Origin of the sequence: Streptosporangium sp. NPDC050284 (genome assembly GCF_044459525.1) — a bacterium.
In the GTDB taxonomy this organism is placed as follows: Bacteria; Actinomycetota; Actinomycetes; order Streptosporangiales; family Streptosporangiaceae; genus Streptosporangium.
Window position 1 is genome coordinate 433,917 of record NZ_JBITIZ010000001.1, and the last position, 23,480, is coordinate 457,396.

The 23,480-nt window shown below is 71.7% G+C and carries 16 protein-coding genes and 2 pseudogenes; 12 read left to right on the forward strand and 6 right to left on the reverse strand.

Annotation, left to right across the window (positions count from 1 at the left end; translation table 11 throughout):
- Positions 1-136 precede the first annotated feature (136 nt).
- Complete coding sequence (locus ACIBH4_RS01925) at positions 137-1,645, reverse strand: LCP family protein (protein ID WP_362763490.1); 1,509 nt, start codon at positions 1,643-1,645, stop codon at positions 137-139.
- 369 nt (positions 1,646-2,014) lie between these two features.
- Between ACIBH4_RS01925 and ACIBH4_RS01930 the strand changes: the two genes are divergently transcribed.
- From ACIBH4_RS01930 to ACIBH4_RS01955, 6 genes and pseudogenes are all read left to right on the forward strand, one after another.
- Positions 2,015-2,953, forward strand: coding sequence for an alpha/beta hydrolase (locus ACIBH4_RS01930; protein WP_362763487.1), 939 nt, complete (start codon positions 2,015-2,017; stop codon positions 2,951-2,953).
- A gap of 64 nt (positions 2,954-3,017) precedes the next feature.
- Entirely contained in the window at positions 3,018-3,638 is a 621-nt protein-coding gene (locus ACIBH4_RS01935) for an RNA polymerase sigma factor (RefSeq protein WP_362511806.1), read from the forward strand.
- Positions 3,631-4,686, forward strand: coding sequence for a CU044_5270 family protein (locus ACIBH4_RS01940; RefSeq protein WP_362763484.1), 1,056 nt, complete (start codon positions 3,631-3,633; stop codon positions 4,684-4,686). Before ACIBH4_RS01935 ends, ACIBH4_RS01940 begins: the two co-directional genes overlap by 8 nt.
- Positions 4,683-4,973: a hypothetical protein gene (locus ACIBH4_RS01945; protein ID WP_362763481.1), complete on the forward strand. Its 291-nt coding sequence runs from the start codon at positions 4,683-4,685 to the stop codon at positions 4,971-4,973. The genes ACIBH4_RS01940 and ACIBH4_RS01945 overlap by 4 nt, the downstream gene beginning before the upstream one ends.
- 16 nt (positions 4,974-4,989) lie before the next feature.
- Entirely contained in the window at positions 4,990-5,319 is a 330-nt protein-coding gene (locus ACIBH4_RS01950; RefSeq protein ID WP_362763478.1) for a hypothetical protein, read from the forward strand.
- A 615-nt stretch (positions 5,320-5,934) separates the two neighbouring features.
- Positions 5,935-6,903 (forward strand): annotated as a pseudogene (locus ACIBH4_RS01955) (S8 family serine peptidase); the annotation flags it as partial.
- Between the two features lie 1,480 nt (positions 6,904-8,383).
- Here ACIBH4_RS01955 and ACIBH4_RS01960 read toward each other — a convergent pair.
- The gene (locus tag ACIBH4_RS01960) at positions 8,384-9,961 is read right to left on the reverse strand and encodes a prolyl oligopeptidase family serine peptidase (RefSeq protein ID WP_362511812.1); all 1,578 of its coding nucleotides are present in this window, start codon (positions 9,959-9,961) and stop codon (positions 8,384-8,386) included.
- Positions 9,962-10,044: 83 nt separating this feature from the next.
- Between ACIBH4_RS01960 and ACIBH4_RS01965 the strand changes: the two genes are divergently transcribed.
- Together ACIBH4_RS01965 and ACIBH4_RS01970 are read left to right on the forward strand one after the other, a co-directional pair.
- Positions 10,045-11,172: an exonuclease SbcCD subunit D gene (locus ACIBH4_RS01965; protein WP_362763475.1), complete on the forward strand. Its 1,128-nt coding sequence runs from the start codon at positions 10,045-10,047 to the stop codon at positions 11,170-11,172.
- Positions 11,173-15,399 carry an AAA family ATPase gene (locus ACIBH4_RS01970; protein ID WP_362763472.1) on the forward strand — a complete coding sequence of 1,409 codons (4,227 nt, stop codon included), beginning with the start codon at positions 11,173-11,175 and terminating at the stop codon, positions 15,397-15,399. It begins immediately after the preceding gene.
- A 200-nt stretch (positions 15,400-15,599) separates the two neighbouring features.
- Here ACIBH4_RS01970 and ACIBH4_RS01975 read toward each other — a convergent pair whose 3' ends face one another.
- Positions 15,600-16,115, reverse strand: coding sequence for a MarR family transcriptional regulator (locus ACIBH4_RS01975; RefSeq protein ID WP_362763469.1), 516 nt, complete (start codon positions 16,113-16,115; stop codon positions 15,600-15,602).
- Between the two features lie 75 nt (positions 16,116-16,190).
- On the opposite strand from ACIBH4_RS01975, the pseudogene ACIBH4_RS01980 reads away from it, so the two are divergent.
- A pseudogene (locus ACIBH4_RS01980) lies at positions 16,191-16,922 on the forward strand (EamA family transporter); the annotation flags it as partial.
- A gap of 141 nt (positions 16,923-17,063) precedes the next feature.
- On the opposite strand, the gene ACIBH4_RS01985 reads toward ACIBH4_RS01980, so the two are convergent.
- Positions 17,064-18,125, reverse strand: a complete 1,062-nt coding sequence (locus ACIBH4_RS01985; RefSeq protein ID WP_364230377.1) for a DUF418 domain-containing protein — start codon at positions 18,123-18,125, stop codon at positions 17,064-17,066.
- A gap of 111 nt (positions 18,126-18,236) precedes the next feature.
- On the opposite strand from ACIBH4_RS01985, the gene ACIBH4_RS01990 reads away from it, so the two are divergent.
- From ACIBH4_RS01990 to ACIBH4_RS02000, 3 genes are all read left to right on the forward strand, one after another.
- The gene (locus ACIBH4_RS01990) at positions 18,237-19,001 is read left to right on the forward strand and encodes a histidine kinase dimerization/phosphoacceptor domain-containing protein (RefSeq protein WP_362763464.1); all 765 of its coding nucleotides are present in this window, start codon (positions 18,237-18,239) and stop codon (positions 18,999-19,001) included.
- Between the two features lie 115 nt (positions 19,002-19,116).
- The gene (locus tag ACIBH4_RS01995; protein WP_362511828.1) at positions 19,117-19,764 is read left to right on the forward strand and encodes a response regulator transcription factor; all 648 of its coding nucleotides are present in this window, start codon (positions 19,117-19,119) and stop codon (positions 19,762-19,764) included.
- Positions 19,765-19,868: 104 nt separating this feature from the next.
- Positions 19,869-21,374, forward strand: a complete 1,506-nt coding sequence (locus ACIBH4_RS02000) for a serine/threonine-protein kinase (RefSeq protein WP_362763461.1) — start codon at positions 19,869-19,871, stop codon at positions 21,372-21,374.
- A 153-nt stretch (positions 21,375-21,527) separates the two neighbouring features.
- On the opposite strand, the gene ACIBH4_RS02005 is transcribed toward ACIBH4_RS02000, so the two are convergent.
- Together ACIBH4_RS02005 and ACIBH4_RS02010 are read right to left on the reverse strand one after the other, a co-directional pair.
- On the reverse strand, positions 21,528-21,872 hold the full coding sequence (locus ACIBH4_RS02005) for a VOC family protein (RefSeq protein ID WP_362763458.1): 345 nt from the start codon (positions 21,870-21,872) through the stop codon (positions 21,528-21,530).
- 203 nt (positions 21,873-22,075) lie between these two features.
- Positions 22,076-23,239 (reverse strand): cytochrome P450, encoded by a 1,164-nt coding sequence (locus ACIBH4_RS02010; RefSeq protein ID WP_362763455.1) that lies wholly within the window; start codon positions 23,237-23,239, stop codon positions 22,076-22,078.
- Positions 23,240-23,480: the final 241 nt, after the last annotated feature.

Consider the following 23,480-nt stretch of genomic DNA (forward strand, 5'->3'; position numbering starts at 1 on the left):
GGCCGAGGGCCCGGTGACGGATCGTGCGGGAGGTCGACCGCGCCCCGGCCTGTCCGGGGAACCCGGTCGCGCCTCGGCCGTCGTCCGGAGGGCCGTCGCCAGGAGAGCCGGTGTCCTGAGACGGGTGGGCCCTCGTTCAGCCGCAGCCTTCGGTGATGCCCTTGGGAGCGGTCGGATCCGGTGTCGCCGTGGCGCTCGTTCCCGGGAGGGGGGTGCGGGTGGGCCCTCGCTCAGCCGCAGCCTGGGGGGTGCGGGTGGGCTCTCGCTCGGCCGTGGCCTTCGGGGTGGCGCCGGGGGCCGCGGTGGCGGTGAGAGGGCGCCGGGTGACGACCGAGGCGCGCAGGGCCTTGGCGGTGACCGTACGGATCTTGGTCCAGTCGGGGTAGCCGGTGTTGATCAGCGGTGGGACGAACTGGACGCTGGTCACCTTCGCGTTCTTGACCTTCAACGCCAGCGGGACGAGGTGCTCCAGCATCGGGCGCGGGATGTCGGTCCGCAGCAGTTCCTTGGTGGCGAGCGCGACCTGGTTGAACCTGGACAGTACGGTCGCCGGGTCCGACTGGGAGAGCAGCGCGCCCAGCACGCAGCGCTGGCGTCCCATCCGGGTGTAGTCGTCGCTGTTGGTGCGCGAGCGGGCGAACCACATCGCGTCGGCGCCGCGCAGTTTGCGGGTTCCGGCCTTGACCAGGCCCTCGTCGTACTTGCCGAAGACCACGTCCTGGGGAACGGTGAGCGTCACGCCTCCGATCGCGTCGATCAGCCGGGCGAACCCCCACATGTTGACCAGGGCGTACCAGTCGATCTTCAGACCGAGCGTGTAGCCGACCGTGTCGACGAGCGTCCTGGTGCCCTGGTTCTTCCGGCCCCCGAAGATCTCCGGATGCGAGTCGGCGTACTCCCAGATCGCGAAGAGCAGGTCCTCGCGCGAGCCGTCGGGGTTGGCCGGGAGCCGGAACCCGTCGGGAAAGCGTCTCGCCATGGGGGAGCCGGGGACGAAGCGGACGTTCTCCAGGTTGCGCGGCAGGCTCAGCAGCACGGTGTTGCCGGACTTGACGTCGATGCTGGCCACGTTGATGCTGTCGGTCCGCACGCCCACCCGATGGGTGTCGGCGTCGCCGCCGAGCAGCAGGATGTTCACCCGGTCGCGGCCCGCCCAGGGGTCCTCCTCGCGGCCGTCCCCGTCGCGCGCGGGACGCGGTGTGGACGGGGCGTTGAAGACGTCGTCCAGTGCCGACTGCGAGACCGCCGCGTACTGTCCGACCAGGCCGAACGGCAGGAGCACGGCCACCGCGAGCGTCCCCGCCACGCCTCCGGCGATCGCCTGCCCCGTACTGGGCAGCGTGCCGGGGTTCATCACCACGAACGAGTGCACGATCAGCGTGAACCAGGCGACGCCGAGCGCGAGGGAGGCCACCGTGACGACGGTCAGCCAGGAGGAGGTGACCAGTCGCCCGGCGAGGTCGGCGAGGTCGGAGGTGAGCGCGACCCACAGCAGGGCGAGCAGCAGTGCCGTGTACGCGCACAGGATCGCCAGTCCCGTCCTGCGCCATCCGGCGCGCAGGTGCGCGGCGCCCGGGGCGACGGCGGCCAGTGCCGTCCAGCCGATGACCGCACCGACGCCGGGCGGCTTTGATCTGTCCCGCAATTGCTCCCCGTTTCCTCGCGCTTGACCGCCGCAGGGAGATGGTAGGGGGGCGAAACCAGGTCGCGGGCGACAAGCGGGTGAACAACCCGAGAAGCTAATACCCCTATATCGCATCATTTCTACTGCAATAGGTTTCGATCAGGGTTTCGCTGAGATCGAATCACGGCGTCGCCACGGTGATCCTCGACCGCTCACGCACACTCGGTGCCACCGAGGACGCCATGGTCTTCCCTGACGAACCGCCCCGGCCCTCTTCCCCCGCGAGGCCCCGATGTCCTTCGGGAGGCCCCAACGTCCTTCGAGAGATCCCGGTGCCCTTCGGGAGGTCCCGATGCGGTCGGACAATCCGCACGAACTACCCTGACCGTCATGCCCGACGTTCTCGGTCCCGACTACGAGCTCACAGTCCTGCCGATGGCCGACGACGACGAGGGCCCGGTGGTGGCCTCGCTGGTGCGGCGACGGGCTCCCGAGCCCGCCCGCGGCGCCGTGCTCTACGTGCACGGCTTCACCGACTACTTCTTCCAGACCCATCTGGCCGACCACTTCGTCGCGAGGGGCTTCGACTTCTACGGCCTCGACCTGCGCAAGTACGGCCGCTCGCTGCTGCCGCACCAGACCCGCGGGTTCGTGCGCAGCGTCACCGAGCACTTCCCGGAGATCGACGAGGCGATACGCGTCATCCGCGAGCGCGACGGGCACGATCGCGTCGTCCTCAACGCCCACTCCACCGGCGGCCTGATCGCCCCGCTCTGGGCCGACCGGGTCCGCGGCCGGGGCCTCGTCCAGGCGCTGGTGCTCAACAGTCCCTTCCTCGACCTCAACGTCCCCGTTCCCGTGCGGATCGCCGCGGACCTGCTGCGCGGGCAGCTGTCCAGGCTGCCCGCCCGCGCGGTCCTGCCCCTGGTGAGCGCGACCGCGTACGGCACGAGCCTGCACCGCAGCCACCACGGCGAGTGGGACTTCGACCTGGACTGGAAGCCCATCGGAGGGTTCCCGGTGCACGCGGCCTGGCTGGGGGCGATCCGCCGGGCACAGCGCAGGCTGCACGACGGCCTCCGGGTGGACGTGCCGGTGCTGGTGCTCTGCGCGGAGAAGGGCCTGCGGCTGCGCGCCTTCATGCCCGAGGCCCAGGAGGCGGACGTCGTGCTCGACCCGGGCCAGATCGCCCGCTGGTCGACCAGCATCGGGTCACACGTGACGTGCGTCCGGGTGCGAGGCGGGATACACGACCTGGTCCTGTCACCCGAGCCGGTCCGCAGGCGCGTCCTCGCCGAGATGGACCGCTGGCTCGACGGCTGTCTCTAGGCAGGTCTGCTTGTCGGTGAAAAGGGCTGTGAAAGCGAAATGCCCCATCGGTTGAGTAGAAGGCGTGACTGCCAAAGTGACACGTCCGGCCGGCCGAGCCGATCCGCCGGGGGAGATCAGCGATGCGGCCCTGCCTGAGCTGTCGCTCCGTAGTCCAGAGCGGTTCGGTGAGATCTACGACCGGCATTTCCGCGAGATCCACGGCTACCTGGGCAGGCGACTCGACCAGCAGGCCGCCGACGACCTCGCCGCCGAGGTGTTTCTCACGGCGTTCAGGAAGCGCGATCGGTTCGACCCCGAGCGCGGCGAGGTACGTCCCTGGCTGTACGGCATCGCCACCAACCTGATCGGGCTGCACCGCCGTACCGAGACCCGGAGGCTCGCGGCGCTACGGCGCAGTGCCGCGGCACAGCCCAGCGCGGAGCACGGCCACGAGGAGCGCGTGGCGACCCGCGTCGACGCGCTGAACGCCCAGGGGCGCCTCGCCGGGGAGTTGCTGGCGCTGCCCGACGGCGACAGGGACGTGCTGATGCTGAGCGCGCTGGGCGAACTGAGCCACGAAGAGGTGTCCAAGGCGCTCGGCATCCCGTACGGCACCGTCGGATCCCGGTTGTCGCGGGTGCGTAAGAGGCTCCGCGCCGCCCTGGGCGGCGTCAACCCCCTGCATGGAGGTTCCAATGGATGACTACCAGGCGGTGCGGGAGCTGTTGCCCGTGCAGCCGCTGTCGCCCGAGGTGGAACAGGCGGGACGCGAACGACTGAACGCCGCGTTCGCCACGAAGCGGGCACGGCGGCCCCTCCGGGCCGCCTGGTGGAGCGCGCTGGGACTCGGGCTGGCCGGCGCGGCGGCGGCGACCCCGGTCGTCACCTCGGCGGCGCCGCCGAGCCCGCCCGCCACACGTGGCGTGATCGCCGCGCAGGACGGCAAGCGGTTCCTGCTGGCCGCCGCGACCTCGGTGGCCTCCATGTCCGACGACGGCGCGTGGTGGGGAAGCACCCTGGTCAGCGGCGAGGAGTTCCGTTCTCCCGGCGGTGGCTACACGCTGCGGCAGACCCGTTTGGAGGAGAGCTGGATCCCCGCCGACCCGGAGGCGAGGACCTGGTATCGCTGGACACGTCTTGGCGTCAAGCCCGCGACGCCCCGGGACGAGGAGGCCTGGCGCGCGGACGGAGCGCCGACCTCGTGGACCTACGAGGGAAACACCCCGGGGATGCTGTCGTTCGACGAGCCGCCGGGCGTCGTACGGGCGGCACCGGGAAAGCCGGACACGTTTTCGAGCGAGGACTGGGACTTCCGCGTCGTGATGGCGGGCAGACCGCTGACCAAGCTGGAGCAACTGCCCGACACCCCCGAGGATCTGCGGGAGCTCCTCAAGGGCACCGACGAGCGGTCGACCGTCGACAACGTCGTCCGCCTGCTCTTCTTCGCGCCGGTGACGAGCGAGACCAGGGCCGCCGCCTACCGGCTGCTGGCCTCGATGTCCGAGACCGACGCCGTCGGACAGGTGACCGACGTGCTGGGCCGCACCGGGCAGGCGGTCGAGTACCGCTCAGGGGAGTTCCCCACGAGACCGTACGCCGGGGAGACGCGGACGCGGCTGGTGGTCGATCCGGGCAGCGGAGCACCCCTTTCCCTCGAGACCCGCTCCGTGGCGGACGGCATGCTCCTGAATTTCACCACCGTCCGGGAAAACCGCTGGGCCGATGACAACCCACTGAAGGAGAAGAAATGAGATACCCGATGTCCGTACTGGCCGGGCTGCTGCTCACCGGTCTGCTCGCCGTTCCCGCGGTTGCCGCCACACCGCCCGAGGCCGACTACTGGCGCGTCGAGGTGGTGGGGACCAGGGACCACCCGCGTCCGGTCGGCAGTGGCTACACCGTTACGGAACGATCGGTCAGCGTCGACTGGCAGACGCCCGACGGCAAGCTCTGGGGCGCCTACCGCGAGCTGGGCGCCCGGCCCAAGAGCGAGAAGGACAGGGCGGACTGGAAGGCCGACGGGTCGCCGACCTCGTGACAACCTGGATCGGTACGTGGCCGAGGACGCGATCGACCTGCTCTACAGGAACCCGGTGCCGTTCAAGGTCAGGTCCGCCGCCTACCAGGTGTTGAAGACCATCAAGGGTGTCAAGGACCTCGGCCGGGCCAAGGACCCGCTGAACCGCTCAGGCCAGAGGTTCGCCCTGCCGCCCTTCGTCCAGAAATACCAGAAGGGCTGGTCGCTGGACGAGCGGTTCGTCGTGGACACCACCACGATGACGCTGCTCGCCCACTACGTCGACTCCTCTGACAAGGGCAGCAGGGTCGACTACTACAGGGTCGGCTGGACCGATGACAAGCCCGCCATCCCGGCCGCGGACTGACTCCGCGTTCCGTACGCCGACCCGGTCGGCGCCCGCCATCTCCGCAAAAAGGGGCCTTCGCGGTCCCGGGGCCCACGCGACCCCGGGAACGCGGCGCGGGGAGACAGGCGCGCGAACACCACCATCCGGCGGAAGAGGGCTTCCTGCCGGTGGAAAAGCGCGCATCGAATCATCCAACGAGGGGAAGACGTGAGAACCGTACGAAGAACGACGAGCTTGCTGGTCGCGGGAATGCTGGCGGTGGGATCGACGGGACCGTCGGCGGCGGGGGCCGCGAGCGGGCCCGCGCCGGTGAGCCGGACCTCCCCGGCGTCCGCCGCGCCGGTCACCGTGACGCTGATCACCGGTGACCGGGTGACGGTGACCGGCTCCGGAGCGGTCCTGGTGGAACGGGGCGAGGGCCGGGAGGGCGTCTCCTTCACCACCAACGAGCGCGACGGGCGGCTGAGGGTCTTCCCCAGTGACGCGTTCGCGCCGCTGCGCGAGGGCCGTCTGGATCCCCGGCTGTTCGACGTGAGCGCGCTCACCGAGTTCGGCTACGACGACCGCAGGGACGACCTGCCGCTCATCGTGACCGGCCGGGGGGCGGGGGCGCGGAACGCGTTGCGCACCGAGATGTCCGCGAGCGGTGCGAAGGTGACGCGCGACCTGGCCGCCGTGGACGGGGTGGCCGTACGGGCGCCGCGAAAGGAGCGCGCCCGGTTCTGGGACGACGTGGTGAGTGGCGCCCGCGCCCGCTCCGGCGGCGCGACGAAGACGAAGGTATGGCTGGACGGGCTGCGCAAGCTGTCGCTGGACACCAGCGTCGCGCAGATCGGCGCACCCGCCGCCTGGGAGAAGGGCCACACCGGCACCGGTGTGAAGGTGGCGGTGCTGGACAGCGGAGTGGACGCCACCCACCCCGACCTGGCCGGCCGGATGGGCGCGCAGGCGAACTTCACCGCCGAGCCCGGCACCGGTGACCCGGTCGGACACGGCACCCACGTGGCCTCCACCATCGCCGGCAGTGGCGCCGCCTCCGACGGAAAATACCGGGGGGTCGCCCCCGGCGCGCAGATCCTCAACGGCCGGGTCTGCGAGAGGGTCTGGTGTGAGGAGTCGGCGATCCTGGCAGGCATGCAGTGGGCCGGTGAGCAGGGCGCCAAGGTGGCGAACCTGAGCCTGGGCGGTTCCGACACCCCCGAGACCGACCCGCTGGAGCTGGCGGTGGCCGAGGTGACCGAACGCTACGGAACGCTCTTCGTGGTCGCCGCGGGCAACGACGGCGCCGAGCGGTCGGTGGGCTCGCCGGCCAGCGCTGACGCGGCCCTGGCCGTCGGCGCCGTCACCGGGGCCGAGGCGCTGGCGGAGTTCTCCAGCCGGGGTCCGCGTGTCGGTGACTCCGCGCTCAAGCCGGAGATCACCGCGCCGGGGGTGGACATCACCGCTGCCCGTTCCAAGGATTCGCCGGGCAGTGGCTCCTACACCGTCATGTCGGGCACCTCGATGGCCACCCCGCACGTGGCGGGCGCCGCGGCGATCCTGGCAGGTCAGCACCCCGGCTGGACGCCGGGGACGCTGAAGGCGGCGCTGATGGGGTCGGCACGCCCCAACCCGGCGCTGGGGATCTTCGAGCAGGGCGCCGGCCGGGTCGACGTGGCGCGGGCCACGACGATGTCGGTGACCGCCGAACCCGGCGGGGTGAGTTTCGGCCTGCAGAAATGGCCACACGGGGATGACACGCCGATCACCGGAAAGGTCACCTACCGCAACCCGGGCACCTCGCCGGTGAACCTCGCGCTGTCCGTCGAGGGGCAGGACGGGCACGGCGTGTTCACGGCGAGCCCGGCGACCGTCACGGTGCCCGCGGGCGGCCAGGCCGACGTCTCGGTCACCGCCACCACCGGCACCCGGACCCCGGAAGGCGGCGTCGGCGGCCACCTCGTCGCCACCGGCGACGACGACCTGCGGATCAGCACCCCGCTCGCAGTGGAGAACGAGGCCGAGAGCTACGACCTCACCCTGCGGCACACCGCTCGCGACGGCAGGCCGACCGCCTCCTACTTCACCGTCCTCGAAAGTGTGGACGACCCGACCCGGGAACTGATCTTCCTTGAGAAAGGTGAGGAGACCGTCACCTTGCGGCTGCCGAAGGGCAGGTGGCTTCTGTCGAGCAGCCTTCTCGACAGAAGCCAGGGGAACAGCCACGTGACCCATCTGATCCATCCGGGTCTGGACCTGACCGGGGACCAGACCGTGGAGTTGGACGCCCGGCTGGGCCGGCCGCTCTCGGCCACCGTGCCGAACGCGGCCGCCGTGCAGCTCGTGGCACAGGTGACCTACGCGGCTCCCATTACCGGGTGGATGGCGAGCAGGACCTACATGAGCGACCGGTTCGAGAACATGGCGACCGCGCAACTCGGACCCGACCGGACCTACGACGGAGCGCTCACCAGAGTCACCGGTCTGTGGGCACAGGCGGACGCCGGCGGCAGCACCGACAACAGTCCCCGCACCTACGGTCTCGCGTGGTTCCACAAGGGCGGAATGGTCACCGGGTTTCGGCGCGATGTCGCCCGGAGTGACCTCGCCACCCTTCACACCGACTACGCCGCCCACCTGACCGGCGTCTACGGCAGGGCCGCCAGCGGCGCCCGGCCGGCCGGTATAAGTCTTAACGTCTACCTGATGGACGTCAGGATCGCGACACCGTCGGTTTCCACGCACCACGTCAACACCGACGCGGGGGCTCGCTGGATGCGTTACCTCGCCGAGTACGGCCCCGAAGGGAGGGAGACCCGGTTCGAGTCGCCGCTCACGAGCTACACCCCCGGCCGCACCTACCGGGAGTCGTGGAACCGGGGCGTCTTCGGCCCCGCCCTGTCTCCGGTGGGCGATGACTCCGCGGGCATGTCCCGCACCGGCGACCTGATCTGGGCGAACGTGCCGCCGTACGGCGACGGGGCCGGTCGGGTCGGCTGGGCGGCGACCACCAAGGCGCGCATCGCTCTTGACGTCCCCCGACGTCCCCCGATTTCCCTCGATGTCCCCCGACCGCGATCCCCGGCCTCAAAGGTGAGCGGCCCTACCAGGGGAAGGAGAACAGGCCGTAGTAGGCGGCGGCCACCAGCAGCAGGCCGGTGCCGCCCAGCACCCCGGCGACCGCGAAGCTCTGCGGGCGCGAGGGCTGCCAGCCCTCGCGCAGTCCCGACACGACGGCCGCCACGCCCGTGACCTCCTGCAGCAGCATCAGCAGTGCCAGGATCCTGATGACCAGCCACCCGGCGAGCACCGCGGGCCACGCCCCGGCCTGGTTGACCGAGAACAGCACGAGCAGCGTGATGAACGCCACCACCGAGACGAGCAGCCCCACCCCGGTCCACGCCATCCGGCGGAACCGCCGCCGGATCGGCGGCCAGATCAGGGCGTCGGCCTGCGCCGCGGTGGCGCGGCCCCGCAGTCGCGCGGCCATCTCCGCCACCGGCCCGACCACGTAGCCGACCACGGCGAGGCAGAGCGTCAGGCCGATCATCGTGCCCCCGGCGTACCAGGGGGCGGCGGGGACATCGCTCGCCTCCAGGCGCTGGACCGGTGTGGCGCCGGCGATGTGCACCGAGGGCTGGGCCGTGTCCGGCAGGCCCGTCACCCAGTTGGACAGCGTCCGCAGGTAGTCGGGGACGAGGGGACCGCCGTGGAAACGCATGCCGTGGTCGGCGCGGTCGAGGTAGCGGATCGTGTAGTCGTCGTTGCCGCCCTCGGTGAGGGCGTCGGTCAGCGCCTTGCTGCTCTCCACGAACGGGATCGAGGGATCTCGCGTGCCGTACAGGGCCAGGACCGGCTGCCGCATCTCGCGCAGCGCGGGCAGGCCGTCGTAGCGCAGGAAGTCCGCGTCGACGGCGCCGATCGCGCGGATGAGCAGTTCGCGCACCCCGCTGGGCGCGTACAGCCGCTGGAGTTGCTCGCCCAGCGCCCACGTCACCTGTCGCATGGGGGAGACGTTGGGGGACGACACCAGCACGGTGAACCCGACGGCGGTGCTCTCGTTGGCCGCGATGGGCACCACCCAGCTGCCCTCGCTCACCCCCCAGAGTCCCACCCTGGCCGGGTCGACGTCCTCGCGCGAGCGCAGCTCCTTCAGCACGCGCAGGGCATCGCGGGCGAGGAGGCCGAAGTCGCGCTTGAGGAAGTCGTAGCCCACGGTCCGCTTGTCGTAGACGAGGGTGACGATCCCGGACCTGGCCAGCCACTCGGCCTGGGTGGTGAACTCGCCCCTGACCCCGGGGCCCGCCCCCTGTACGAAGACCAGCGCAGGGTGCCGCCCCGGGGCGACCGGCGCGCGGATCGTCGCCCCCAGCGGCGTACCGTCCTCGGCCGTGACGGTGATGTCCTGCGTGGTGATCTGCCTGTTCGCGGCGACCGGCCGGAGCTCGGACGGCGGCTGGGGGGGAAGGGTCTGGAAGACCGGATCGGCGTGCAGAGGGGTCGGGTCGAACGGCGGCGGCAGCGTGTAGCCCACCGTCGCGAGAATCACCAGGATCAGGCCGGATGCGACGCTCAGGACGCCGCGGCCCACCTGGATGTCACCGCGATCCCCGATGGCGATCCGCCTCCGTGCTCGTCGTTGGCTCCGGTATCGTTCCTTCCGATCTTCAAGCGTACTCATCGCCGGGAGCCTCGAACAGAGCGGGGGATCGGCGTGACGTGAGTGGCCACATTTGTCGCTGAGTCCTGTTAGCTTCGTGCGACATGCGGGTGTTGCACACATCGGACTGGCACCTGGGCCGATCGTTCCACCGGGAGAGCCTCCTGGCGGCCCAGGGCGTCTTCGTCGACCACCTGATCGAGACGGTCAGGTCGGAGCGGATCGACGTGGTCGCGGTCTCCGGTGACGTCTACGACCGGGCCCTGCCCTCGGTCGACGCGGTCGACCTGTGCAACCAGGCGCTGCGACGGCTGGTCGACGCCCGCGTGCGCACCGTGCTGATCAGCGGCAACCACGACTCGGCCCGCCGCCTCGGCTTCGGCGCCGACCTCATCGACGCGGCGGGCGTTCACCTGCGCACCGACCCGGGGCGGGTCGGCGAGCCGGTCGTCGTCGGCGACGTCGCCTTCTACGGCATCCCCTACCTGGAGCCCGAGCTGGTACGCGCCCCCTGGGAGCTGTCCGAGCGCACCCACACCGCCGCGATCGAGCACGCGATGTCCCTGGTCCGCGCAGACCTCGCCCGGCGCGGTCCCCGGTCGGTGGTCCTCGCCCACGCGTTCGTGACCGGAGGGCGGGGCAGCGACAGCGAGCGCGACATCAGCGTGGGAGGCGTCGCGCACGTTCCGGTGCGCGCCTTCGACGGCGTCGACTACGTCGCGCTCGGCCACCTGCACGGCCGCCAGCGGATGAGCGAGACCGCCCGCTACTCCGGCTCCCCGATCGCCTACTCCTTCTCCGAGGCCGGTCAGACGAAGGGCTCCTGGGTGGTCGACATCGGCCCCGGCGGGTACGAGGGCGCCGAGTTCGTCGAGGCCCCGGTGCCCCGGCCGGTCAGCCGCCTCACCGGCCGCATCGACGACCTGCTGACCGCTCCCGAGCACGCCCGTCACGAGGAGCACTGGCTTCAGGTGACGCTCGTCGACCGGATCAGGCCCAAGGGCGCGATGGAGCGGCTCAGGGCCCGCTTCCCGCACACGCTCGCCCTGTCCTTCGAGCCCGAGGGCGGTGGCGAGGAGATCGTGACCCGTGTCAGGGCGGCCGGGCGCCCCGAGATCGACGTCGCCCTCGACTTCGTCCGCGAGGTGCGCGGTGAGGCCGCCGACCCCGCTGAGACCCGGCTGCTGCGGGAGGCCGTGGAGTTCTCCCGTATGAAGGAGGCGAAGGCGTAGATGCGCCCGCACCGTCTGTGGATCACCGCTTTCGGCTCCTTTCCCGGTGAGGAGCAGGTCGACTTCGACGCTCTCGCCGAGGCGGGGCTGTTCCTGATCCACGGCCCCACCGGCGCGGGTAAGACCACCGTGCTGGACGCGCTCTGCTACGCCCTGTACGGCAGGGTGCCCGGCAGGCGCGACAGCGCCAAGAGCCTGCGCTGCGACCACGCGCCCCCCGGGCGTGGGCCCAGCGTGGCATTGGAGGTCACGGTGCGGGGCCGCAGGCTGAAGATCACCCGGTCACCGGCCTGGCAGCGCCCCAAGCTCAGGGGCACCGGCACGACCAGGGAGAACGAGAAGGCACTGCTCCAGGAGCTCGCGCCATCCGGGGAGTGGGTGGGGCTCACGACCAGGGTCGACGAGGCCGGGGAGTTCGTCGGCACCCTGCTCGGCATGAACGCCGAGCAGTTTCTCCAGGTCGCGATGCTGCCCCAGGGAGACTTCGCCAAGTTCCTGCGCGCCGACGGTGAGGAACGCCGCAGGGTCCTGGAGCGCCTGTTCTCGGTGAAGGTCTACGCCACCGCCGAGTCCTGGCTCGCCGAGCAGCGCACCGAGGCGTACCGCGAGCAGCAGGCCCTCCGCAAGGAGGTCGACTTCGCCGTCAAGCGACTGGAGGAGGCCGCGGGTCCCGCCCTGCTGGCCGCGCTGGACGCCCTCCCCGGCTCGGAGCTCCCCGCGGAGTCGATGGAGCCGGCGGGATCGGCGGGGTTCACGGACTCCGCGAACCTCGTGGACTCCGGGAACCCCGTGGACTCCGCGATCCCTGCGAAGTCCGTGGAGGACGACCCGCTGGGGTGGGCCCGCGCGCTTGAGGACCTCGCGCGCCTGGAGGCCGCGCGGCTGGACGGGCAGGGAGCCGAGGGTGAGGCCGCCGTACGGCGGGCGCGCGAGAGCCTGGAGCGCGGTGCCGCGCTGGCCGACCGGCGACGGCGTCACACCGAGGCGCTGACCCGGAGCCGGGCGCTGGAGGAGACGGCCGAGGAACGCGCGGACCTGGAGATCATCCTGGAGGAGGCGGCGGCCGCCGACCGGGTGCTGCCGCTGATCCAGAGCGCCGAGCAGCGCGCCGAGGCCGCGTCCAAGGCCCATCGGCTGGCCGCCGACGCCGTCGCCCGCGCCCTTCCCCTCCTCGGTGCTCCCGTCGACCGGTGGGGCGTCGTCCGCGACCGCACCGGCACCGCTCACGACGGTGACGGTGCGGCGGGTGCGGGCCATGGCGACGAGACCCGCGCCCATGCGGGCGGTGGCGCTCATGGCGACACCCGTGCCGACATGGGCGCCGATGTTTACGGCGAGACTCGTGATCACGCGGGTATAGGCGCTCACGGTGATGTCCGTGACCATACGGATGCCGGTGCGGACCGCCGCCATGCGGTGCTCGGCCGCCTGGTCGCGCTGGAACGCGACCGCCAGAGCGAGATCACCCGCCTGGGCGAGCTACGAGCGGAGGAGTCACGCCTGGCGGGAATCGTTCAGGAGCGTGAGAGGGCCGCTCGCGAGATCGCCGAGCTGGCCGCCGCGCAGGCGGAGGCCGACGCCCGCCTGGAGGTCCTCCCCGGCCTCCGCCGTGAACTGGACGAACGCCTCACCGCCGCACGCCTGGACGCGGCCCGCGTCCCCGCGGCCGAGTCGGCGGTGGAGACCGCCGCCACCCGTCTCCGGGCGGCCGAGCAGCGCGACCGCCTCGCCGCCGACCTGTCCGCGGCCCGCACCGACCTCGCCGCCGGCTTGGCCGCCCTCTCTCCCGAGGTTCGCGAACCCTTGGGCCTCGACGAGGTTGGCGAGGCCCTCGGCCTCGAGGACGTCCGTGAAGCCCTGGAGCCCGGTGGGTCTCTCGACCCCGACGAGGTCCGTAAGGCTCCCGACCTCAAGGAGATACGTGAACACCTCGACCCCGGGAAGGTTCGTGAGGTTCTCACCGTCCAGGAGAGGGAGTGCGGGCGGGAGTTGGCCGCGCTGGAGGGACTGCGGGCCGAGGAGGCCCGGCTGGCCGAGCTCGACGGGCTGATCGCCGCGTTCGACGCGGAGCTCCCTGAGGTGGTCCGGGAGGAGGCCGAGGTCCGCGAGATCCTGAAGAGGCTGCCCGCCGCGTCGGCGGAGGCGTCGGCCAGGCTCGGCGAGGCCAGGGCCGCCGCGGCGGGGGTCCCGGCGGCGCGGGCGAGCGTCGACACCGCCACCGCGGTGCTCACCGCGGCACGGCGCCGCGAGATTCTCCGCGCCGAACTGGAGTCCGCCCGCGCCGCGCAGACGGACGCCGCCGACTTCGCCCAGACGCTCCGCGACCGGCACCTGGACATCCGGCAGTCCAGGATCGACGGCATGGCCGCGGAACTCGCCGCGAAGCTCACCCCAGGCCACCCCTGCGCGGTCTGCGGCTCACCCGAACACCCCGCTCCCGCAGCCCCGGCCGACGAGGCACCCACCGCCGACGACGAGCGCGTGGCCCAGAGCGCCTACGAGGCGGCCATGGAACGCCGCCAGGCCGCGGGAAACACCGTCACGACGCTGGTCTTGCGCCTCGACGAGGCCCTGGCCGTCGCGGGTGAGACGACCGGGGAGGAAGCTGGGGAGATCCTCGCCGAGACCGGCAGGAAGCTTGAGGCGCTGACCTCGGCGGCGAGCGGCGAAGAGACTTTCGCCGCCGAGGTGGAGCGGATCACCGCCGAGCTGGAGGACGCGAGGACCCGGGCGGCGGAGATCGCCAGGCGGCTCGCCGAGGGTCACGCCCACCGCATGAGCCGGCAGACCGAGCGCGAGCGTCTCACCGCCCGCCTGGACGACGCCCGGGGCGCCGACCCCACGGTGCGGGCCCGCCGCGACCGCCTGGCACGGGAGGTCGTGCACCTGTCCGCCGCGCTCGCCGCCGCGACCCGCGTGATCGAGCTCGCCGCCGCCCACCGCGAGGCGAGCGACAGGACCGGCCTGGCCGTACGGGACGCCGCGGACGAGCTCGCCGGGGCGGAGCGGGCACTGGCCGCGCTGCGCGAGTCGGCGCGGGCCGAGACGGTGCTGGCGGCCGAGGCCGAGCGGGTCGCCGCCGAGTCCGAACGGCTCGGGGAGCGTTCACGCGAGCTCGCCGTCGGGCTGGCCTCCCGTCGTACGAACGCGGAAAGGCTCGCCGCCGAGGCCGAGCGGCTGGCCGGGCGCCTCGACGAGGCGCGAGGCGAGGACCCGACGCTGGTCGCCAGGCTGGACCGGCTCGCCGACGAGGCCGAGTTGCTGCGGGAGGCCGTCGAGGCGGTCAGGGACGAGCGGATCGCCGCCGAGGAGCTTGTGACGGCCCGTAACCAGGCGCTGGGCGCCGTCGTCGAGGTGGGTTTCCTCGGGCTCGACGACGCCCGCGCGGCCCTCCGCTCTTCCGGCGAGCGGGGGGAGAAGACCGCCCGGCTCCGCGAGCTCGCCCAGGAGGGCGCCGCGGTCGCCGCGATGCTCGCCGACCCCGAGCTGGTCGCCGCGGCGGCCGAGCCGGAACCCGACCTCGCCGGGCTGCGCGACGCGCGGGACGCGGCCGACGCCGCCCACGCCCGCCTGCTGTCCGAACGGGACCGGGGCGAGGCCCGCCTCGCCCGGCTGGCCGCGCTCCGCACCGAGCTGGCCGAATGCCTGCGACGCTGGGAGCCCGCCGACGAGCGGCACCGCCTGACAGAACGGCTCGCCACCCTGACCGGCGGTAACTCCGCCGACAACCGGTGGAAGATGCGGCTGTCGTCGTACGTGCTCGGCGAGCGCCTCGGCCAGGTGGTCGCGTCGGCGAACGAACGGCTCGACCACATGTCGGGCGGGCGTTATCTCCTGGAGCACAACCGTGACCGTTCCGCCGGAGACCGGAGCAGGTCCGGCGGCGGGCTCGGCCTGCACATCCTGGACAGCTGGACCGGCGTGGGCCGCGACCCGGCGACCCTCTCCGGCGGCGAGAGCTTCATCACCTCGCTCGCCCTCGCCCTCGGCCTCGCCGACGTGGTGAGCGCGGAGGCCGGGGGAGTGGAGATCGGCACGCTCTTCGTCGACGAGGGCTTCGGCACCCTGGACGAGGACACCCTCGACGGGGTGCTCGACATCCTCGACGGCCTGCGCGACGGCGGTCGTGCGGTCGGCATCGTCAGCCATGTCGCCGAGTTGCGCACCCGGGTGCCCGCGCAGCTGCACATCCGCAAGGAACGCCGGGGCTCGACGGTCCGTCAGTGACGCCCGACGACGACATGGCCCGGGGGAGGCCGGTGAGGTCGTCCGTCCGAACGACCTCGGACGTGTCCGCCGTCCGAACGACCTCGGACGTGTCCGCCGTCCGAACGACCTCGGACGTGTCCACCGTCCGAACGACCTCGGACGACGACCGGGCCCTCGCTCTTCGAGCGGGGGCCCGTTCTCGTCCGCCCGCGATCGGTTCAGATGTCCGTCCGGAGAGGGGCTTCGAAGCGGGTCAGCCAGGTGGTGAGGAGTGATTCGAGGTGTGCGGCCTCCTCGGGGGTCAGCTCGTCGAGGAGGCGGCGTTCGTTGCGCATGTGCTCGGCGAACGCCCGGTCGATCAGTTCCCTGCCCGCGCCGGTGAGCGCGACCACCCGCCCGCGGCCGTCGCTCTCGCTCGGGCGGCGGGTGACCAGCCCGTCACGTTCGAGCCGGTCGATGCGTTTGGTCATCGCGCCGGTGGTGACCATGGTGAAGGCGGCGAGCTCTCCGGGGGCGCGCTCGAAAGGCGGGCCGCCGCGTCGCAGGGTGGCGAGGACGTCGAACTCTCCCTCGCCGAGCCCGTAGCGCCGGTAGACGACGCAGAGTTGTTCGGTGAGGTGTCCGGCGAGGCGGTGCAGGCGCCCGATCACACCCTGCGGGCTCACATCCAGGTCCGGCCGTTCGCGAGCCCATTCCTGCTGGATGCGGGCCACGTGGTCCAGGGGTTCGCTCATGTCTGGAGTGTAGCTTCCAGGGAAGCTATATTGTCTTCCATGGAAGCTAATTTTCGCTGGGCGTCGGTCACGGCGATGGCGCCGATCGCGTGGGGGACGACCTACTTCGTCACCCACCAGTTCCTCCCGCCCGGCTACCCGCTGTACGGGGCGGTCATCAGGGCGCTGCCCGCGGGACTGCTGCTCCTCCTCATCGGCAGGAGGCTTCCCCGGGGGACGTGGTGGTGGAAGTCCCTGGTCCTCGGGACTCTCAACATGAGCGCGTTCTTCGCGCTCGTCTACCTGGCGGCCCAACTGCTTCCGACGAGCGTCGCCTCGACGATCATGGCGACGTCGCCCATCGTGATGATGCTCCTGGCCTGGGCACTGCTCTCGGAGCGCCCGCGGATCCCGCACCTGGCCGGAGCCGGCGTCGGTATCGCGGGGGTCTGCCTCATGCTGCTCACCGGTGCGGCCGCCGTCGCCCCCCTCGGTGTGCTCGCGTCCGTCGCGGCCCTGGTGATGTCGTCGTTCGGATACGTGCTGGCCAAGAGGTGGAGCACCGAGGTCGACGTGCTTTCCTCGACCTCGTGGCAGCTCGTCGCCGGAGGTCTCGTCCTGCTGCCCTTCGCCGTCGCGGTGGAGGGCGCTCCGCCGAGCCTGGACGGACCCGAGATCCTCGGGTTCGTCTATCTCAGCGTCATCGCGACGGCTCTCGCCTTCGTCGCCTGGTTCGCCGGACTGCGGCACCTGTCGGCGGGAACGGTGGGACTCGTCGGGCTGCTGAACCCGGTGACCGGGGTGCTGCTCGGCACGATGATCGCCCGAGAGGTGCTCACCGCGCAACAGCTCTGCGGGCTGGTGCTGGCCCTCCTCGGGATCCTCCTCGGACAGCCCGTCGCGGCACGCCTCGTCGCGTTCGTCCCGGCCGGCAGGAAACACCGGACGCGCCCGGCGCGGGCGGGCCGGTCAGGGGGTGCGGCGCAGGGGCGGACGTCGGGCCCAGGTGGCCCAGCGCCAGAGCCATTCCAGCGGGCCCTGGCGGTAGCGGCGCAGCCAGAGCGTGGACACCAGCCACTGGGGGACGAGAACGGCTCCCGAGATCAGGAGCACCGTCGCCGATGACCAGTCCTCCGGTGAGCCGCCGACGAGGTGGGCGGCCCCCAAAACGAGGAGCGTGGCCGACAGGTAGTTGGTCAGCGCCATCCGGCCCAGCGGCGAGAAGACCTTCCGCAACGCCGCCCCGAGCGGCGTCTTGAGCGCGAGCAGCAGGACACACACGTAGACACCCGCCATCAGCAACCCGGCGAGGCCGAACCAGGTGTTGAAGTACGCCTCATCGGCCCGTGTCCCGACCTGCAGCCACACGGCGGGCACCGCCCCCGCCGCGAAGAGCACGGCGAGCGCGGCCGGGACACGCACCGAGCGCTCCATCCGGTCGATCACGCCGTACCGGGTCAGCGCCGAGCCCAGCAGGAACAGTCCCGGCACCAGCGGCACCCCGTTACCGCCCAGGATCAGCGGCGTCGCGACGAGGACGGCGGCGAGCCCGGCGACGGCCCGGCGCGGCAGCCAGGTCGAGGGCAGCAGCACCACCAGGCCGACGACGGCGTAGACGGTGAGGATGTCGCCCCGCCACAGCAGGAACATGTGAGCCAGGCCCACGGCGAGCAGGACCAGGAGCCGACGCAGCAGGAGCACCCGAGGGCGCGGGGCATGGCGCCCCGCGGAGTCCAGCAGCAGCGAGAAGCCGACGCCGAACAGCACGGAGAAGATCGGAAAGAAGCGTTGGTCGACGAAGAGGCCCAGCCCCAGCCAGGAGTCGTCCTGACCCGCCGTCACCACAGGCCGCATGACATCTGTGGTCTGGATCATGTGGGCGATCGGCCTGACGTTGGCGAGCAGGATTCCGCACAGGGCGAACCCGCGCAGCACGTCGAGCGCGACGACCCGCGACCGGCCGGTGGAGGTCGTCATGGGGTGTCCCGACCCGGTGGCCTCCGGCGTCGGGGGAAGCGTTTCGTGTGGCATGGGACCTCATCCTGCGGACCCGGGCTCGCTTCCATATCGGCGGAAAGCAGGGAAAGGACCGTACTTTCGGCCGGTACTCGCCGATGGGGTGCCTCACCTAGCCTGAACGCCGTGCGTGTTCCCGATCTGTCCAAGACGGCGGCCGACGCCGGGCTCGGCGTCGTGTTCGCGGTCGCCGTGGCCTTCCAGGCGTACCAGGTCGCCGACAGCTGGGGCGTCGAGCACTCGCCGTTCGGCGCGGTGGTCGCGGCCTCGGTGTGCGCGCTCGCCCTGATGCGCCGCCGCGACCCGCTGTGGACCGCCGTCGCAGGCCTGGCCGTGGCCGCGCTCGCCGTCCTCGCCACCCGTCTCGTCCACCTGCCCGCGGAACCCAGCCCCGCCGCCTCCCTGGGGCTCGCGGTGCTCGTCGGCTCCGCGGTCAGGACGCTGCCCGTCCGCGCGGCCTGCGCGGTGGGCGCCGGGGGCCTGGCCGTGGTGGCGAGCGGCCTCCTCGCCAACCCCGGCTCGGCCGTGCCGGTGCTGAGCGGTCTGCTCTGGCTCGTCGCCGTGGCGGCCGGGACCGGTCTCCGGTCGCTCGCCGCCCGGCGGCGTACCGTCGCCGGGCGGATACGGCGTGCCGAACGCCTTGAGCTGGCCAGAGAGCTGCACGACGTCGTCGCCCACCATGTCACCAGCATCGTGCTCCAGGCCCAGGCCGCCCAGCTCGTCACCGCCAGGCACCCGGAGAAGGCGACCGGTTCCCTCGCCGACATCGAAACGGCGGGCTCGGAGGCCCTGGCCGCCACCCGTCGCGCGGTCGGTCTCCTGCGCGACGCCGCTCTTACCGACGCTCCCGCCGCCGCCGAGGGCCGCGAACGGCTCGGCGAGCACCGATGACACCGCCCCTGCCTGCCGGGGGGCGTCGGTGCCGTCGATGTCGTACGGTGCCGTTCGTGTCCGTCAGGGCACCTCGGCGTCAGACGACACCGCCCGAGCCCGGCAGGGGGCACGGATGACCATCCGGGTGCTGCTCGCCGACGACCAGGCGATGATCCGGGCCAGTCTGCGGACCATTCTCGAAGACCAGCCGGACATCACCGTGGTCGCCGAGGCCGGCGACGGTGTCGAAACGATCGAGCAGGCCCGCAGGACGCGTCCGGACGTGTGCCTGGTGGACATCCAGATGCCCCGCCTCGACGGGATCGAGGTCGCCCGCGCCCTGGCGGAGGCCCCGACCAAGGTGGTGATGGTCACCACGTTCGACCTGGACGAGTACGTCCACGGCGCGCTGCGCTGCGGCGCGGCCGGATTCGTGCTGAAGGACGCGGGCCCCCGCCTGCTGGTCGAGGCCGTACGGGCCGCGTACACCGGCGACGCGCTCATCTCACCGTCCATCACACTGCGACTGCTGCACCACCTCGCCGACCGCGGAGCCCGGACCGAGATCCGCGTGCCCGCGCAGCCCCTGACCGCACGGGAGACCGAGATCGTCCGGGCGATCGGCAGGGGACGCACCAACCAGGAGATCGCCGACGGGCTGTTCATCTCGCTGAGCACGGTCAAGGGGTACGTCTCGGGCATCATGGTCAAGCTCGGTGTGCGCAACCGGGTCGAGATCGTGGCCTGGGCCTGGGAGAGCCGCCTGATGAACGCGAGATGACACGGAATGCCGGGGGCGCCTTGAAGGACGATCCGGTAACCGGTCGGCATCGGATGCGGTGATAACCGCGACATGCGGGATCAATCATCGGGTAGGCATGCCCCATGGCTTCTTCATCTTCCTCACGGCACGAGGGGTGGTTACTGGCCGGGCGGTACCGCCTCGTGGCAGGCCTGGGCAAAGGCGGTATGGCCACGGTGTGGCAGGCCCACGACGAGCTCCTCGATCGTGAGGTCGCGGTCAAGGAGGTCACGATCCCGGACCACCTGACCGGGCCGGAGCGCGAGGTCCTGCTGGAGCGCACCATGCGGGAGGCTCGCCTCGCCGCGCGGCTGAACCACCCCAACATCGCCGCGGTGTACGACGTGGTGCGGGCCGACGACGACTGCTTGTGGATCGTGATGCAACTCGTGCGCTCACGCAACCTCGCCGAGATCCTCGCGGAGGAGGGACCACTGCTCGCCCCCACCGCCGCGCGCATCGGGCTGGAGGTGCTGTCGGCGCTGGAGGCCGCCCACGAGGTCGGCATCACACACCGCGACGTCAAACCCGCCAACATCCTGTTCACCGATGACGGGCACGCGATCCTGACCGACTTCGGGCTCGCCATCGCCGTCGACGAGGATGTGTCGCTCACCAGTGTGGGAATGGTGGTGGGGACGCCCGCCTACATCGCCCCCGAGCGTGCCGCCGGCCTCGAATCGAACGCGGAAAGCGACCTGTGGTCCTTCGGGGCCACCCTGTACGCCGCCGTGGAGGGGCGTTCCGCGTTCGGACGAGGCACCGCACTCGCCACCCTCGCCGCCGTACTGACGGCCGACCCCGAACCGTTCCGGAACGCCGGCCCCCTGGCACCCGTCATCACCGGCCTGCTCGAAAAGGATCCCGCCCGGCGCACCGACCTCGCCCGTGCCAGGACGCAGCTGGAGGGGGTGGCCACGCTGTGGGAGTGGGAGGCGGGCAGCGCCGCCGCACCTCTCCTCGCCGCTCGCGTCGCGGAGCCGACCCTCGACCAGGGGCCTACCGGCCAGTCCAAGGCCGACCTCCGTTCCACGGGGCAGCACCTTCGCGAGGACGCCGACCGTCACACGGGTCGGCACCTTCGCGAGGACGCCGGTCGCCGTTCCACGGGGGACCGCGCCCGTGAGGATGCCCGGCACACCCCGGCGCGTCAGCGGAACACCGAACGTCGGCGCCTGTCGGCGGGTGTCGCGGCCCTGGCCGTCGGCATTATCGTCGCCGCCGCCGTCACCGCCGAATGGCGCGGTTCGGGGACGAGCGGGGCGGGCGGACCTGAGCGGGTCACTCCCTCCAGCGCCGCCTCCGTCACGACGCCGCAACCCTCCCGTACTCCGGATCCCTCGGAGACCCCGGAGCCCTCGAAGACACGGCAGGTGCTCGACGAACGGCATTCCACCGTCATGTCTCGCCGCGCAGGACGGACCGAGGTCGCCCCCAGGACTGCCACCGGGGCTCCCAGGATCGGCACGTCCGGGCCTGTCGCGAAGAAGGCGAACCCGAACAAGTACCGGAATCCGGCGCAGCGCGGCAACGGTCAGGGGAACAACCAGGGCAACCAGGGCAACCGGGGGAACGGCAAGAGCAACTAGCCGGGCACCCCGGGCGGGCCGTTTCGCGGACGAGGCGAAGGCGCCGCCCCGTTCGCTTCCCGGAGAGAGCCTGCCCGTCCGTTCCGTGCCGGAGGTTCCCGGGTGAACACCGGCATGCCGGTGTTCACCCGGCATTGTTCCCCGGGCGGTTCGTCACCCGTCCGTGTAGAGACAGAACGGGTGCCCGGCGGGATCGAGAAGGACCCGGACGTCGTCCTGCGGCTGGTAGGCGGCGAGTGTCGCGCCCTCCCCGAGCGCGTGGGCGACCGCGTCGTGAAGGTCGCCGACCTCCAGGTCGAGGTGCATCATCATCTGCTGCGAGCCGTCGGCGGACGGCCAGACGGGGCGTACGTAGTCGGTGGATGTCTGGAACGCCAGATACGCCCCCTCGTCGGCCGGCGCGACCGTGACCCAGTCGACTTCGTCCTTGGTGATCCTCCAGTCGAGAAGGCGCGCGTAGAACCGCGCGAGTGCCTGTGCGTCGGGTGCGTCGAGCACCACACTCCATCTGTGAGCAATCGATCGTCCACGCATGGCCGCGTGCTGCCCGGAAAGACGTTCGGATAACCCCTGATGACACGGAGCGCGGGCGACGGGTGTCCGTGCTGCCCGCGTCCCGTGCCGCCCGGCGGGTGTTCGTGTCGCCCGCGCTCTGTGCCGCCCGGCGGGTCAGCCGTCACCGGGGCCCCCGGGGCGGTGGATCACCAGGCGACGGGGAACGCCGACAGGCCGTACACGACGTTGAAAGAACGAAACTCCGGCTCGCCCGCCTCACGCAGCCCGGGGAAACGTTCGAACAGGGCGGAGAACGCGATGCGCATCTCCATCCGGGCCAGCGGCGCCCCGATGCAGTGGTGCGCGCCGTAACCGAACGCGACGTGGGCCAGGTCGGGCCGTTCGATGTCGAGTCGCTCCGGGTCCTCGGTCAGTGCCGGGTCGCGGTTGGCGGCGGGGAGGGAGACCACCACGACGTCGCCCTTCGCGATCGGCACGCCGCTGATCTCGGTGTCGGCCATGGCCACCTTGGTGGCGCCCTGGTGGACGATCGTCAGCCACCGCAGCAGCTCCTCGACCAGGCCGCCGGCCCTGCCGGGGTCCTCGCGGAACAGGCCGAGCTGTTCGGGGTGTCGCAGCAACGCCAGAGTGCCCAGGCCGATCATGTTGGCCGTCGTCTCGTGCCCGGCGACCAGCAACAACCCGCCGATGCCGACCAGTTCGTCGGTCGTGAGGTCATCGCCGTGCTCGCGGACCAGCATGCCGATCAGGTCCTCACCCGGCTCGGCCCGCGCCCGCCCGACCAGCCCGGTCATGTAGGCGATCAACTCCATCTGAGCCCTCCCGCGCTCCTCGGGCGAGCGGTTGAAGTCGAGGACCGCGACGCTGCTGGCCTGGAAGGCGTCTCGGTCCTCGTAGGGCACCCCGAGCAGTTCGCAGATGACCAGCGAAGGGATCGGGGTGGCGAACTGGGAGACGAGATCGGCCGGCGCGCCGGTACGTTCCATCGCGTCCAGATGGTCGGCGACGATCTCGCGGACCCGGGGCTCCAGACGACGGATGCGGCGCATCGTGAACTCGGGGGTCAGCATGCGGCGTAACCGGGTGTGATCGGGTGGATCCATCATCAGCAGCGCGCCCGCGCGGATACGTTTGGTCTGCTCCTCACTCATGGGCGGCAGGTTGATGCCGCTGGCGTAGCTGAACAGTTCGGCGTTCCTGAGTACGGTGCGCACGTCGTCGTAACGGGTGACCAGCCAGGCATCCTGGCCGTAGGGCGTGGCAACGCGTCGCAGGCCGGGTTCCTCGCGGGCGGTGGCGAGTTCGGGATCGGGGTGAAACTCCTGGCGGCGCATGTGAAGGGGCAGCATGTCGTCTCCTGAGGGGATCGGCTACCCCCACAAGATCTCGTCAATGGAACGAGCGTGCAATCCCAGCCGATGGTGTCCTTCGTGGTCGTCGAGAGGGGCAAGGGCACCCGCCGCCGGAGCGTGGTACTCACCGCTGAGGAGGGCTCGCCCCCACCACGGTGAGGGCGGACAGCCGGGCCGCCTCGGCGAGCGCGTCGGGCCGGGCCGCCGGGCCACCCTCGGCGTCCTCCAGCGCGACCTT

What these genes read in the sequence shown, in the direction of transcription:
- ACIBH4_RS01960 (WP_362511812.1), bottom strand. Translation starts at nt 9,961, where the DNA reads ATGAGTACGCTTGAAGATCGGAAGGAACGATACCGGAGCCAACGACGA.
- ACIBH4_RS01945 (WP_362763481.1), top strand. Translation starts at nt 4,683, where the DNA reads ATGAGATACCCGATGTCCGTACTGGCCGGGCTGCTGCTCACCGGTCTG.
- ACIBH4_RS01970 (WP_362763472.1), top strand. Translation starts at nt 11,173, where the DNA reads ATGCGCCCGCACCGTCTGTGGATCACCGCTTTCGGCTCCTTTCCCGGT.
- ACIBH4_RS02000 (WP_362763461.1), top strand. Translation starts at nt 19,869, where the DNA reads ATGGCTTCTTCATCTTCCTCACGGCACGAGGGGTGGTTACTGGCCGGG.
- ACIBH4_RS01985 (WP_364230377.1), bottom strand. Translation starts at nt 18,125, where the DNA reads ATGCCACACGAAACGCTTCCCCCGACGCCGGAGGCCACCGGGTCGGGA.
- ACIBH4_RS01940 (WP_362763484.1), top strand. Translation starts at nt 3,631, where the DNA reads ATGGATGACTACCAGGCGGTGCGGGAGCTGTTGCCCGTGCAGCCGCTG.
- ACIBH4_RS02010 (WP_362763455.1), bottom strand. Translation starts at nt 23,239, where the DNA reads ATGCTGCCCCTTCACATGCGCCGCCAGGAGTTTCACCCCGATCCCGAA.
- ACIBH4_RS01995 (WP_362511828.1), top strand. Translation starts at nt 19,117, where the DNA reads ATGACCATCCGGGTGCTGCTCGCCGACGACCAGGCGATGATCCGGGCC.
- ACIBH4_RS01930 (WP_362763487.1), top strand. Translation starts at nt 2,015, where the DNA reads ATGCCCGACGTTCTCGGTCCCGACTACGAGCTCACAGTCCTGCCGATG.
- ACIBH4_RS01965 (WP_362763475.1), top strand. Translation starts at nt 10,045, where the DNA reads ATGCGGGTGTTGCACACATCGGACTGGCACCTGGGCCGATCGTTCCAC.
- ACIBH4_RS01975 (WP_362763469.1), bottom strand. Translation starts at nt 16,115, where the DNA reads ATGAGCGAACCCCTGGACCACGTGGCCCGCATCCAGCAGGAATGGGCT.